The sequence below is a fragment of the Rubinisphaera italica genome, from assembly GCF_007859715.1.
GTDB classification, from domain to species: domain Bacteria; phylum Planctomycetota; class Planctomycetia; order Planctomycetales; family Planctomycetaceae; genus Rubinisphaera; species Rubinisphaera italica.
On sequence record NZ_SJPG01000001.1, the window covers coordinates 2292155 to 2305917 of the forward strand.

General features: G+C 46.3%; 9 protein-coding genes. 5 read left to right on the forward strand and 4 right to left on the reverse strand.

Going from position 1 to position 13763, the window contains the following annotated elements:
- The first annotated feature begins 20 nt into the window (after window positions 1-20).
- Window positions 21-1322 carry a 3-keto-disaccharide hydrolase gene (locus Pan54_RS08680; RefSeq protein ID WP_242631261.1) on the forward strand — a complete coding sequence of 434 codons (1302 nt, stop codon included), beginning with the start codon at window positions 21-23 and terminating at the stop codon, window positions 1320-1322.
- Between the two features lie 32 nt (window positions 1323-1354).
- Here Pan54_RS08680 and Pan54_RS08685 read toward each other — a convergent pair whose 3' ends face one another.
- Both Pan54_RS08685 and Pan54_RS08690 read right to left on the reverse strand, forming a co-directional pair.
- Window positions 1355-2530: a M20/M25/M40 family metallo-hydrolase gene (locus tag Pan54_RS08685; protein ID WP_146503104.1), complete on the reverse strand. Its 1176-nt coding sequence runs from the start codon at window positions 2528-2530 to the stop codon at window positions 1355-1357.
- 234 nt (window positions 2531-2764) lie between these two features.
- On the reverse strand, window positions 2765-3148 hold the full coding sequence (locus Pan54_RS08690) for a hypothetical protein (RefSeq protein WP_146503105.1): 384 nt from the start codon (window positions 3146-3148) through the stop codon (window positions 2765-2767).
- Between the two features lie 545 nt (window positions 3149-3693).
- Between Pan54_RS08690 and speA the strand changes: the two genes are divergently transcribed.
- From speA to Pan54_RS08710, 4 genes are all read left to right on the forward strand, one after another.
- Window positions 3694-5595 carry a biosynthetic arginine decarboxylase gene (speA, locus tag Pan54_RS08695; RefSeq protein WP_146503106.1) on the forward strand — a complete coding sequence of 634 codons (1902 nt, stop codon included), beginning with the start codon at window positions 3694-3696 and terminating at the stop codon, window positions 5593-5595.
- 73 nt (window positions 5596-5668) lie between these two features.
- Window positions 5669-7036 (forward strand): flavin monoamine oxidase family protein, encoded by a 1368-nt coding sequence (locus Pan54_RS08700; protein ID WP_146503107.1) that lies wholly within the window; start codon window positions 5669-5671, stop codon window positions 7034-7036.
- A gap of 48 nt (window positions 7037-7084) precedes the next feature.
- Window positions 7085-7921: a hypothetical protein gene (locus tag Pan54_RS08705; RefSeq protein WP_146503108.1), complete on the forward strand. Its 837-nt coding sequence runs from the start codon at window positions 7085-7087 to the stop codon at window positions 7919-7921.
- Window positions 7922-7972: 51 nt separating this feature from the next.
- On the forward strand, window positions 7973-9055 hold the full coding sequence (locus Pan54_RS08710; RefSeq protein ID WP_146503109.1) for a heparan-alpha-glucosaminide N-acetyltransferase domain-containing protein: 1083 nt from the start codon (window positions 7973-7975) through the stop codon (window positions 9053-9055).
- A 171-nt stretch (window positions 9056-9226) separates the two neighbouring features.
- On the opposite strand, the gene Pan54_RS08715 is transcribed toward Pan54_RS08710, so the two are convergent.
- Together Pan54_RS08715 and Pan54_RS08720 are read right to left on the reverse strand one after the other, a co-directional pair.
- Window positions 9227-12271 (reverse strand): DUF7133 domain-containing protein, encoded by a 3045-nt coding sequence (locus tag Pan54_RS08715; RefSeq protein WP_165441676.1) that lies wholly within the window; start codon window positions 12269-12271, stop codon window positions 9227-9229.
- Between the two features lie 48 nt (window positions 12272-12319).
- Window positions 12320-13759: an ArsB/NhaD family transporter gene (locus tag Pan54_RS08720; RefSeq protein WP_146503111.1), complete on the reverse strand. Its 1440-nt coding sequence runs from the start codon at window positions 13757-13759 to the stop codon at window positions 12320-12322.
- Between the last annotated feature and the right edge of the window lie 4 nt (window positions 13760-13763).

Consider the following 13763-nt stretch of genomic DNA (forward strand, 5'->3'; position numbering starts at 1 on the left):
GATCAGGAACTATTAACAACATGAAAATCAAATCGATTCCCGCACTCGTCGTGCTTTCAATGCTGATTGTCTTAAATGGATGTAGTAAACCAGCAGATCCTGTCAGCCCTGAGACGAATCCAGAAGGAACTTCCGCCAGTCAGGCTAAGCCAGTTCCATCTCCCGCTAAGATTCCTCAGAGCACGGACTCCACAGAGCTGACATACATTAATCATCTCTCGCAGGAGCAGATTGATGATGGAATCATAAATCTTTTTGATAATGAAACTCTATTCGGCTGGCATAAACAGAATGATGTGAATTGGTCAGTCGTTGACGAAACGATCACGGCCGACAGCGGCCCGATTGGACTGCTCCTAACAGACGTACCTTTCGCGGACTTTGAATTGACACTCGAATTTCGCATGACTCCCGGCTGCAATAGTGGCGTATTTATTCGATGTGCAAATGATCCGAAAAGCCCTGTCAAAGATTGCTACGAAATCAACCTGGCCGATGAACATCCCGAAGGTTTTCTCACCGGAAGTGTTGTCGGGCTCTCCAAGTTCGATCCAGGAGTTAAACTGGCAGACAATGCCTGGCATAAGTTGAGCATTCTTGCCAATGGCAGTTCCATCGAAATTACAATTGATGAGAAACACAAGAACCGATTCGATGAAACTCGTGAAAATGTTTTGCGAAGCGGGTTGATCGGCTTACAGAAAAATAGCGGTGAAGTCGCCTTTCGCAATATCCAGCTGAAACCCCTGCAGATGGATTCTTTCTTTACTGGAGAAGACTTGGCCGGCTGGCGGGAAGTGCCCGGTTCAAAGAGTGTGATCGATGTCGTTAAGCAGGAAATCCATGTCGTCAGTGGACCGGGATTCCTGGAAACTATCGAAACATTCGATGATTTCGTCCTGCAGTTTCAGGCGAAAACAAATGCAGAGGAATTGAATAGTGGCCTGTTCTTTCGGGCGATGACCGGGACTGAAGAAAATCCTTCTAATGGTTATGAGGTCCAGATACACAACGGATTTAAAGACGAAGATCGCAATCAACCCAAAAATGCCGGAACGGGCGCCATCTTTCGTCGTGTTGAAGCTCGCAGGGTCGTTTCCTCGGATTTGAAATGGTGTACGATTACACTGGTCGCATCAGGCCCGCACATTGCAACCTGGGTGGATGGTTATCCGGTCGTGAGCTGGGAAGATACCCGTGAGCCCGATGAAAATCCCCGCAAAGGCAAACGGCTCGAAGCTGGCCATCTCAGTCTGCAGGGGCACGATCCGACGACCGACCTCTATTTCAAGAACTTCAATATTTCCAACCTGCCTGAATAAATTGGGAGTTATCAGCGATACTCGCCGTGATATTAACTTTCGATTTCTGTGGCCAGCCGCCAGGCAATGTTACAGGTGTGTTCGAAACTTGGAATGTGTAGCCGTTCGTTGACGGTGTGTATTGCTTCCTGACCGCAACCAAGAGTGACGGTTGGAAAGCCGTGGGAAGCCATCCAGTTGGCATCCAGCCCGCCGTTGGAAATCCGTGTCGAGACTTCCAATCCTTCAGCAGTGACTGCATTCATGGCGGATTGCACAACGGGAGAAGATTCGTCCAACGCGAACGCATCGTATTTATTTCGAGATCCAAACTCGGTCGAACCATGTTCGCCACTTACATTGGAAATTGAATTCGCTGCATCGACGAACGCCTGCTGAATTGTATTAACAATTTCAACGCGAAATTCCGGATCATGACTTCGGGCTTCGGCTCGGAGTTCTAGATAATCTGTTACCACATTGGTCGCTGCTCCCCCCTGAATATAGCCAACATTACTCGTACCGGTGCCGTTAGATTTTTCAATCAGACCGAGCCATCCTTCTTCCTGCAGTTGAGAAATCGCTCGGCTGGCGATCACAATCGCAGAGATCCCATTTTCTGGATGGGCACCGGCGTGGCTGGCAATGCCATGGACCCGAATATCCATATGAGTATCGCCTGTTGCTCCCCGTATTACGGATTTTGGATCTCCTCCATCAAAATTGAAGCAGAGTTCTGGGCGTTTCAATTCCTCGGGATCGACAAAACGAGCACCAACCAGCCCAATTTCTTCTTGAATGGCCCAGAAAAAAGTGAGTGGGGGATGAGCGGGTTGTTCTTTCAGAATTCGCAAAAGTGTTGCCAGAACGACTGCGGCTCCAGAGCGATCATCGCCACCGAGAGCTGTTTGATTTGATTTCGAAATAATGTAATCGCCATCGATTTCAGGTATCGCACCAACGCATAGCGGTACAGTATCGACGTGAGCCATAAAGAGACGTCGAGGGGCTTTCACTGTCCCTGGTAAGGTGACAATCAGATTCCCGACTTCCCCGAATCCGGCTCGGACGTGGGCGTTGTCATAACAAATCTGTTCAGCGGATATTCCTGCGTTCTTAATCAGAGATTCAATTTCTGTCATCACTGCTCGTTCCTGGCCACTCATCCCGGAAATCTTCAGCAGTGCCATTAAGAGGTCGACATGGGAACTTACGGAGGCATCTCTCATTTTCGATTCCTATATAATCAGATAATGGGTCTGAAACCCTTGCATTCAGGCGACATCTACAGGTTCTTTGTATCCCTCTGGAAAATTTATCCAGAGCATACAGGCTTGAGGACTTCAGTCTGAACCGACGACTCAAACATTTCGGCAGCAGCCGATTGTAATTCAATTCCATAAAAAAAGCTCTCTTATGGTATCCCATAAAAGAGCAGATGTCATCAAAGTACTCACTGGCAATTAGGCTAGTACATACTTACCCGATTTTTCGTCACGAGTGATTTGTTCAGACTTATAGACATTCTGGTAAACAACATTTTTGAAGTTCGCACTACTGGACTGATAACCGGTTGCTTCGACCGCATCGGTCAGTTCGCTCAGGCCGAGTCCTTTCTTATTCTTTTTCAGGACTTCCAAAATGACTTCTTCAAGCGAACTTTCATTGCGAAAGCGGACACCGCCGCCTGAATCTCCACCAGACAAGCTGGCAATTTCCTGTTCTACCTTTTCAAGTTTTTCAAGAAGCTGTTCTCTGCGTTTGTGTAGTGAGTTTACTTTTCCCTGTTGTGCTTTTAATAGCCGTTGAATTTCTGCAACACTCATGTCTGTCTGGATGTCTACCATTGATTTTCTCTCCTGATTCTTTCTTAATATTACAAATGACCGATAGTCGGTTACATGACCTAAGTGGTTGTGATTATATGTCCCATAGATTGTTATTCATCGATATGTTTGAGTGACAAATAGATTCTTTATGCAAATGTGAATAATAAATTAACAATAGGATTTTTTATATCAAGTGTACATATTTACCACGAAATCAACAGGGTCAATATGACACATTAAATGTCTATAGTTACCAGTGTTATTATGTCCCCTCCTGATGGGGTTCAGCCTTTTTCATTATGGAAGGTCAAAGGGAATTAAGGTGTGAGTTTTATAAGTGCAAAATAATGTGAGAAAATCACAATCAAGTTTTCTGTGATTAACAATCTATATATCAATGTGGCACTTTGTCCATTGCTTCAGGGGTGTGGAAGGACTCTCGACTTTTAATTCTCGACCATAATCTATAATCTTTCGATCTGTCTGATTGGTTAGATTCATTCACAGGAACGGACTGAGCTTTTTTTAGAGCGAATGTGCCGAATTCAATAGCATTGAGGGTTATGGTGTCAACAATTCAAGAAACTTGGACAGCTGCCGATTCAGCTGAATTGTACGATATTGAAAGTTGGGGCAAGGGCTATTTCACCGTGAATGATGAGGGGCGAATTCAGATTCGTCCTAATAAAGGAGAAGCTGCAGTTGATTTACTCGAATTGACTGATCAGCTGAAATCTCAAGGGATTTCAACTCCAATTCTGTTTCGGTTCAGTGGAATTCTTCAGCAACGCCTCAAAGAAATCTATCAATCTTTCGATGCCGCAATTAAAGAGTATGACTACAACGCAACCTACACTTGTGTCTATCCGGTAAAAGTTAACCCGCAGCGACAGGTCGTCGAGGAAGTCGTCCGCTATGGTCGCGTCCATGGTGCTGGGCTTGAAGCGGGAAGTAAGCCTGAACTGCTTGCAGTGCTGGCTGTGGTCGATCGCGATACGCCTGTAATCTGCAATGGATTTAAGGATGCCAAATTCATCCAGACGGCTCTCCTGGCCCGTAAAATGGGTATGAATGTGACTCCAGTCGTAGAGCGACTCACAGAATTGAATTTGATTATCAGTCAGGCGAAGGAGTTGGGGGTACGTCCCAAAATCGGAGTTCGCGTGAAACTCGCATCTCGAGGAGCGGGAAAATGGCAGGAGTCAGCCGGCTATCAATCCAAATTCGGTTTGACGGTTAGTGAGTTGATGAAAGCGTTTGAGGATCTGGAAGCGGCAGGCATGCAGGACTGCCTGAGTTTGATGCACTTCCACTTTGGCAGTCAAATCACAAATATCAGTCGAGTCAAAACCGCTCTCATTGAAGCCTCACGAATTTATGTCGATTTAGCCAAGCGTGGTTCAGGGCTCGAATATCTGGATGTTGGTGGTGGATTGGGAGTCGATTACGATGGATCTCAATCGACATTTGAATCGAGCGTTAATTATACCCTTGAGGAGTACGCGCGAGATGTTGTGTACCACGTAAAAACTGTTTGCGATGAAGCGGGCGTGGCTCATCCGCATATCATTTCTGAAAGCGGTCGTGCACTCACGGCTTATCATAGTGTTCTGGTTTTTGATGTCCTGGGGACAACCGGGCCAGAAACTTATTCAGGACCTGATGAACTTCTCAAAGATGCCAAACCCCCTCTAGCGGAAATGATGGAAATCCGGGCAAGTTTGAATGCTCACAACCTGCGGGAGTCTTTTCACGATGCTTTGCAGCTGCTGGAAACCGCTTTGTCGCTCTTCAGCATGGGGCATCTACCACTGGATCAACGAGCCGCTGCGGAGAAGCTCTATTGGAATATCTGTGGGGAAATTCGAAACCTCTCGGCTGATTTAGAGTTTATTCCTGAAGAACTTGAAGGATTAAGCCGTTTATTAGCAGACACATACTTCTGTAACTTCTCCGTTTTCCAGTCACTTCCAGACAGTTGGGCGATCAAGCAGCTCTTTCCTGTCATTCCAATTCATCGACTTTCAGAAAAACCGGAGCGTCATGCGGTTCTGGGAGATATCACTTGTGATTCTGATGGAAAAATCGATCACTTTATAGGACAACGAGATGTCAAACGAACACTGCAACTCCATCACTTCAATGGTTCGCAATATTTATTGGGAGCATTTCTGATCGGAGCTTATCAGGAAATCCTGGGAGATCTGCACAACCTGTTTGGGGATACCAATACCGTTCATGTGACGGTGGATCACCAGGGAAAGCCAGTTATTCAAACGACGGTGGTGGGAGAAACAATTTCTGAAGTTCTGGACTATGTTCAATTTGATGGTCAGAATCTGCTGGGTCGTATGACCGCTTCTGCAGAATCTGCACTTCGGGAAGGTCGACTCACCCAACAGGAAGCCGACGATTTCATTCGTAACTTTCAACAGGGACTAGGTGGTTATACATATTTGGAATAATTCGTAATTAAGAAAATACGAATCTCCATTTCAGGTATTGCCTGTCCCAGTAATGATAATAGAAAATAATTTCATGAAGAGGGTGGGCATAATTGGAGGAGGACCAGGCGGACTTATGTCCGCTTATTTTTTAGAAAAGCTTTGCGATTCTCCTCTGGAAATCACTCTTTTCGAATTGTCTGATCGCCTGGGGGGAAAGATTACAACCCCCTGTTTCAAAAATTTTCCGCTGCAATATGAAGCCGGAGCAGCAGAGTTTTATGACTATGCTCACTTTGGCGAAGACCCATTAAAAGAACTGATCGCCGAACTCGGCCTTTCCATCAGTCCGATGGGAGGTTCTGCAGTGATTATGAATGGGCAGATACTGACCAATGCCGAAGATATCCGTGAGCATCTCGGCTATACTGCTCATCAGGAATTGCGAGCATTCGACCTGCGCGCCCGAAATATTATGATCCCAGATGAATTTTATCATTCGGATCATCCCGAAGGTTCACCCGATCAGGCAAACAATTATCCCTTCAGCGATTTGCTCTCAGAAATCCAGAATGAAGCGACTCAGAAGTATGTTCAAACTCTCATCCACAGCGATTTAGCGACCGAACCCTCGCTCACAAATGTTGCTTATGGGTTGCAGAATTATCTCATGAACGATGCCGATTATATGCTCCTGTATGGAATTGTCGGGGGGAATGAGCAGTTGCCTCGAGAACTTGCAGCCAGAATCCATGCCCAGTTAAAAATGCAACATCGGGTTAATCGCATTGGGAAGATCGGGCAGCAGTATCTTATCGAGTCAGAATTTGAAGGCCAGGTCTCAGAAGAACTCTTTGATACTGTGATTGTGGCGTTGCCACACAATAAGATTCCTTCAATAGTATTTGAGGGCGACTGCCTGTCTGAAGCTGTTCAAAAACATCATCAACAATATCACTTTCCTGCCCACTATTTAAGAATTACGATTCTGTTTGAAAAACCCTTCTGGCAATCCAAATTGAGTGATTCTTTCTGGATGCTGGATCAATTCGGTGGATGTTGTCTTTACGATGAATCGATGCGTCAGCCAGGTGGTGAGCATGGAATATTGGGCTGGCTGCTTGGAGGAGATGCGGCATTGGAGATGTCCGAATGGGACGATGAACGCCTCATTCAGGCCGCCTTGGACTCTCTCCCCGAATTTTTACAGGACGGACGTAGCAACTTTCTCGAAGGGGCGGTGCATCGTTGGCCAGCCTCGGTCAATGGAATGCCAGGTGGTGGAGTGCAATGGAATCATGACCGACGGCATCTTCCTGAACCGGTGAACCATCCTCATCTGTTCTTTGTCGGGGATTATCTCTTCGATTCTACTCTGAACGGTGTTCTGGACTCGGCTCATTACGTCGCCTCCTGGATCGCCACTCTTCTGCATGAATATCATTTGAATTCGACTGCCTGATAACCTTTCTATTGGCATTCTACACCTTGACTCATTGGAACTTTTGAAATGTCGTTGCTTAAAAAAATACTGGAATGTTTGCCGGAGGAATCGCGAATTGAGAAAATCAAATTTGTTCCTCGGGAGACCAATTGTTTGAATGAGCTTTTTCAGTTTCCTGTCGCTATGAACCGGAAAGCGATTTCTGTTTCCCCGGAGGAAATTCAATCAGAAGAATCCGATCTGACTTTGCTCGTCGTTCCGTCAAGCATTTCGCTGGAGATGGAGAAAGTGACGGCGATTCGCGAATGGGTCGAAGGAGACAATCATGCGACCGAGCCAATCAGTTTGATGCTCAGCCTTCAACACGTTCAGATCCTATGGTCGCCAAACCGTATTGCGATCGTGGCAGAAGCGAAACGTGTTGAGACTGTTCAGAGGGCGATGATTGAAGCCTCCTTTTATGTCTCAGAGTTAATGAATATCGAGTTTGAAATTAGTCAGCGCTGGCCGCAACTTGAAGAGGACATCCCGATTGCGTTTCAATACGACCAAAAACTGATTGGCAAGAAAAAGGAATTGATGCAGAAATTCCAGTCGATCTATTCGTTTCGGGCACACCTGGCTCGAATCACTCCGTTTCTGCTCTGTCCGCATGTGTATCCTCCAACGCTTGCCAGTCAAGTTGGCGAGCGACTTCGCGAACGTATGCGTGTGGAGGATCGGGTCGAATTTATCAGTGATCAACTCGAAGTCTATGAAGAGGTTTACGAGTTATGCAGCCAGCGAATCAATGATCATCAGCATGCCTACAAGGGGCATACACTCGAGTGGATGATCATCATTCTGTTACTGGTACAGATTCTACTTTCCGTTTTCGATTATCTGACCATTGCAGGGTCCTGATTATCTTGTCGCTTTTGTGTATGTATATCACATTTGAAATTTTCATTCGCCATGCGTTACCCCTCGGTTGATATCCTCAGGACAGTTGCCATTGTCGTAATGGTGCTTGTTCATTTTCCTGAAAATTTATCCAACTACATTCCGCCGTTTACCGGGTTGGGAGCTCCGTTGTTTACGTTTCTGTCCGGAGTGAGTTATCGCTTGTGGCTCAACGGTCAGGAGGCTCGGAGCATCAGCGATGTAGAAATCAGTAAAATTTCAATCCGTAGAGGGTTGTTCGTCTTCGGAGTAGGTTTTGCTTTCAATGTTATTATCTGGTTGCCCGAAGATACCTTCAACTGGGATATTCTGACTTTTATCGGCTCGGCAATTATTATCCTAAATTTGTTACGTCGCGTGCCGATCTCGATTTCGGTTTTGATTGCAGTACTTTCACTGATCATCAGTCCGGCTTTACGAGCAACTGCGGTATACTCATCCTATTGGGAGAATGGTTATTTTGAATGTGATCTGACATTAACCGATGTCATCATCGGTTATCTGGCGACAGGCTATTTCCCAATATTTCCATGGATCACGTTCTCGTTAGCAGGATTCACTACGGCAACACTGCTGTTTAATCCTGATCAGGAGGAGCGACCTCCCCTCTGGAATTTCACATTGCTGGGGAGTGGTTTATTTCTTCTGGCAATGTTCGGACTTTTTATTCGGCAGTATACTCCTGAAATAATATCAACGCATGTGTTGTCGGGTTGGCACATGTTCCCGCCTGCGACTGAATACATACTTGCGACAATAGGCATGGCGATGTTCCTGTTTACATTGCTTCATCAATTTGTCGATTTAAACCCGAAAATATCCAGCGATGTTTCACGGTTTCGCGTCTTCAAAACATTCAGTCGATATGCATTTACAATCTACTTACTCCACCACATGGTTCATTTGTGGCCGTTGTGGATTTATGGCTATGCAATGGGAAGCGAAACGACTGCCTACTGGCAGAAAGCGATGCCTGTTACGGTTTCCATTCCATTAGCCTGCCTGTTTTTGTTTGTCTGTTATCTCGTTCTAAGACGACTCAACCCCGATGACCGCTACGGTGTAGAAGGTTGGATGCGATGGCTATGTGGTTAGTCCATTATCAAATGGTTTCTGCAGTCGCTTGAACACCATAGGTCCTGAAACGCAGAGCTTATTTCTGCTGAACGTTGCAGGTAACTAATGAATAAGCTCGAACGCATTTCCAAAATCATTTTCCGCGTTCTGCCTGAGCAAATGCTGCGGTTCATGGTACATGAGCACCGTTTACTTCGAAGCCTTTTGTTCCCTCAAATAAGTGAGCAGATGATTGAAGTCGTCCAGGCTCAGGACTTCATCAAAGTTAGCTGGCATTAAAGAGAGAGGCGCCGTTTTTTTCAGTTCGATATCGAATTCAGGGATGCGAATTTCTTTGCCCTTCTGGTCAGCAATAATGATATCGCTGCCTTCCTGACGGCGAATCAAACCGCTCTGGACTCGACCGTCAGTCATCACAAATGTGGTAACACGAAAGGTCGCATCGATATTCTGATTGGGAGCCAGGATATCTTCCAGAATTCTCACAACGGGACGCACACCAATTCCATCCAATTGCGGTCCAATTAGATTTCCTTCCTGACCGACACGATGGCAATTTGCACAATTTTTCTTAAACACTTCAAAACCTACCGCGGTTGACGACTGAGTCTTTTCAAGCTGCCTGAGCCGTTGTTCAATCAGTTTGATTGCTTGTTCATTCTCTGTCGGCAGTCCCTGTGTCAACTTTGTGATTAATTCCTGATATTCAGACTGCTTGTGGGCTTCAATTCGTTGTTTCACATTCGGGCGGGTTAACAGGCGGGGTGAGGCTTTACCTTGTTCGACCAGCATAAAAAGCAAAACTGTTCCTTCACGAGACTCGGCCAGTTTCTCGGCTACCTGCAATTGTCTATTTGAGGGAAGCAAGACCATCGCAGAAATGACGACCTCTTTCCTTGGCCCCAGTGCATCATTCAGAATCACCTCTACGATTTGATCCGAAAGTAACTGCGGGATGTCCGCTTCCTGAAGCAGTGGAGTTAATGCATTGAGCAATGGGTCGTCATCAAACTCGGCAAGACCACCTGCGGCGAATTTGTAGCCAGCAGCGTGATTGACCACAACCTCTCGAAGTCGCGGTAGTTGACTCTTAAGCTTTAACCCGGTAATCAAATTCACCACAGCTTCCACATCCGCGGCCTGCATTTCGGCTTGAGTAAATGTTTCGTCCAGATGACTTAACGCGACCTGTTCAATTATTTCAGTACTTTTTTTGCTTGAAACGAGTCCCTGGAATTGCGATAACAACAAATTTGTAAATTCGTGTGGGTTTCTTTTTGCCAGTTTGGAGAGTCTCACTGTGAATTGATTGTTGATGAAAATGCTTCCATATTGACCAATCGTCAGTGCTACTGAATTTGACAAGGCAGATTCTTCAGCTTCACTCAAATACTTGGCAGCTGATTCAGTATGTGTTGCCAATGCCACTGAAATCAGAGCCGAAGAGTTACTTCTGTTGACAATAAATTCAGACTGCCAGACAGCTTCATGGGATTGCAGAAGATTCCGCAGGGCGATGCGACTTGAATGTTTCAGGTGGGTATCTTCTACTGCTGTGTTTTCCAGTAGAAAGAGCACGGTTTCAACGAGTGATTTTGACCTCTCTTCATCAGCGTGCATGGAAACCGCTTCGACTGCAGCACGCTGAACCATCGCATCATCATCTTTGAGCAGCTTGGAAATGATCTTGATGTCGTCATCAGACCATTGCTCCCGATTTCCCAATATCCGTGCAAGATGGACACGAACGAGGGCATTCGTGGTGTGACTCAGACTGAGGATATTTTGAGTTGAGAGCAATCCGAGTCTTTCCATTACCCAGGTTGCGTGAATCTTCTCGTTGGCTGAAATGTCAGATTGCCTGATGCGATCATCGAGTTTAGGAATTACTTTTTGACCGCGACCGACAAGTTCATGAGTTGCCAGAGTACGGGTTGTGATATTTGAAGAGGATAATTCCTCGATCAAATCGGAATCAGAGAGTAAGGTCAAATCCGTGATAGGAGGCACATCCTGTTGATTCCCAGTATAAACAATTCGCCAGATACGCCCGCGATTTCGATCTCGACTGGGATGATTCAACGGAACTTCATAGTGACCAATAATACTGTTGTAAAAATCCGCAACATACAGTGCACCATCAGGTCCGAGTTTGATGTCAACAGGACGAAACCACGGATCGTCACAGGAGACGAAGTCGGGTTGAGATTCAACCCACGGTGATGACCCACTCCACCGAAGTTGATCTCGATGGATTCTCCCGGTCACCGGATTGCACAGATACATACAGTCGCGAAATTCTTTGGGATATGTCTCAGCTTGATACCAGGCCGGTCCGCATATTCCAGTGGAACCGTGACTATGGTCGATCATGTCGGGGCCATAACCGAGTCCATCATGCGGTTTGCCGAAACTTTGATAATAAGCACCCGGCAGCAGAAGTGTGAGCGGGTGAGAGTGACAATCTGCAGAGTACAAATTTCCCCATGGGTCAAATGTCAGTCCAAACGGATTGACCTGTCCCCAGGTCCATTGTTGCAGTTGTGATCCATCAGGACGGAAGCGATAACTGTTTCCTGAGTTCAATTGCAATTTCGATCCATCAGTGGCTTCGACATTCGATTGATTCGCAAATCCGTGACAGGCGTAGACCCAGCCATCCAGACCATAAGTGAAAGAGTTGGTCATTCCATGTGTATCGATATTACCAAAAGGTCCAATCAATTCCTCACTCAAATCAGACTTCCCATCATGATTCCGGTCTGTCAATTTCTTAATATTGGGAATGCTGTAAACGAGTGCTTCAGCTTTGGATAGCGGTAATATTCCGATCGGGATGTTCAACGTGACGACGAATTGAATGATTCGCTGTGAATGACCTGAAGGCTCGATACCATCAATAATCGTTACGCGATCTTTCGCAGGTGGCACTCCCACACCGGGGAAATTCCCCGGTCGATCCTGGACTCCTTCAGCTTGAACCGGATAGGGATACTCCAAGGAACTGGTCACCCACAATCGACCCGCAGCATCAAAATTCAAATTCATCGGCTGGCCGATATCTGGCTCAGCAGCAATGAGTTGAATTTCAAAGCCCTCGGGAAGTTGAAACAACTGACGCTGTTGCTCAGGGCTCAAAGGCTGTGTCGGAGCAATCAAATGATTCTGATCATCTGCCATGACATCAAATGAATGACTTCCCAGGCTGAATGTTAACGATGCAATCAGAAACAATATTTGATGCCTGGTCTTAGAATGAGCGCACATGGAAAGACTCTCAGATCATAAAAATATCACAACATACAAAATCGCGAGTACGATTTGCATCGCCGCGAAGGGAACAGCCATCGTAACGAAACCCATGAATGTTAATGGTAGCTTTTGCTTATGAATCAACGTCATAGCGACAACGGTTGAAGCCGAACCGATTGGAGTAATGTTTCCACCGAGATTGGCTCCGAGGATCACACACCACCACAATGAAGAATCTGCGGGGAGACTCATCCCCGACAAAATTTTTGCCAGCACAGCAGCCAGGGGGATATTATCAGTAACAGAACTTGCCACCGCTGCCGAGGTTAATAAAGAGGCCGAGGCTGCCGAGGCAGGCAGTAAAAGCATCTGGGCAATCCCCTTGCCAATTAAATCGAGCACGAGGGCCTGTTCCATCACATAAATGACGACAAACAATCCCGCAAAAAAAGCGAGCAGATCCCAGTCCATCGCTGCATAGTATTTATGAACTTCATTTTTGTAGGCTAGCAGCATCACACCGGCAAAGAACAGGGCAATAAAGCCCATACCAAGTTTGTCGAGATTCCAGGGCAGGGCAGACTGACCAGCCAATGTCGCGATAAATAAGCATAGGACGACCACTGCCATCCAGAAAAAGTTTTGATTCGGCACACTCTCGTTCTCGTCAAAACCTTCCACCAGGGCCCTGGCTTCGGCTTTTTCTTCGTCGGTTTTTAAGCTATCAATCTTAAATCGCCAACGTCCCATAAACAGAGTTGCTGCCGTGGCGACAAAGACATATGGAGCAGCGATCAGAAAAAATTTCGCAAAGCTGATTCCAGCCGTTTTTCCGACAATAATATTCGGCACACTACTGATCAGTGTCAGCAAGCCTCCGACATTCGTCAGCAAACCTTCGACCATCAGAAACCCAAGCATCAGCTCAGGGCGTTTCAGCTTGCCCAGAGAAACCGAAGTGAGACTGCCAATAATAATCATCGCCGTCACATTATTAAGAACGGCTGAAAACAGAACGGTCAGGCAGCCATAATAAATCAATAACAACCAGGGATCGCCCCCCGATTGCTTCGTCAGTCGAATCGCCAGCCAGCTGAAAACACCAGATCGGCTCGTCACTTCCACAAATAGACTCGCTCCCAGAATGACGGTAATCACGCTCCAGTCGATTCCGGGTATGTAAACCGGCATCGGCAAATGATGACCATTCGGCAGAATAATTTCCCCGAATGGCAGGAGTTGCACATCAAACCAGGCCGCAAACATCGCTTCGAGAATCAGACACAAACCTGCAAAAGTCCCGACAATAATCGATTTTTTGGCATGGATTTTTTCCTCGAATGCCAGCGCGAGAACCATCGCGATGAGCAGCATTGTAAAGAAGCCGGTCATCCAGGCTGGGACTTCATGCCCTGCGATGACTTCAGGGGTTTCCAGAAATGCGAGAAGGAATTGTGAGGCTGGCAACATATGG

Excerpts from the sequence above, each read along its gene's own strand:
- Pan54_RS08680 (WP_242631261.1), top strand. The coding sequence starts at position 21 with ATGAAAATCAAATCGATTCCCGCACTCGTCGTGCTTTCAATGCTGATT.
- Pan54_RS08685 (WP_146503104.1), bottom strand. The coding sequence starts at position 2,530 with ATGAGAGATGCCTCCGTAAGTTCCCATGTCGACCTCTTAATGGCACTG.
- Pan54_RS08690 (WP_146503105.1), bottom strand. The coding sequence starts at position 3,148 with ATGGTAGACATCCAGACAGACATGAGTGTTGCAGAAATTCAACGGCTA.
- speA (WP_146503106.1), top strand. The coding sequence starts at position 3,694 with ATGGTGTCAACAATTCAAGAAACTTGGACAGCTGCCGATTCAGCTGAA.
- Pan54_RS08700 (WP_146503107.1), top strand. The coding sequence starts at position 5,669 with ATGAAGAGGGTGGGCATAATTGGAGGAGGACCAGGCGGACTTATGTCC.
- Pan54_RS08705 (WP_146503108.1), top strand. The coding sequence starts at position 7,085 with ATGTCGTTGCTTAAAAAAATACTGGAATGTTTGCCGGAGGAATCGCGA.
- Pan54_RS08710 (WP_146503109.1), top strand. The coding sequence starts at position 7,973 with ATGCGTTACCCCTCGGTTGATATCCTCAGGACAGTTGCCATTGTCGTA.
- Pan54_RS08720 (WP_146503111.1), bottom strand. The coding sequence starts at position 13,759 with ATGTTGCCAGCCTCACAATTCCTTCTCGCATTTCTGGAAACCCCTGAA.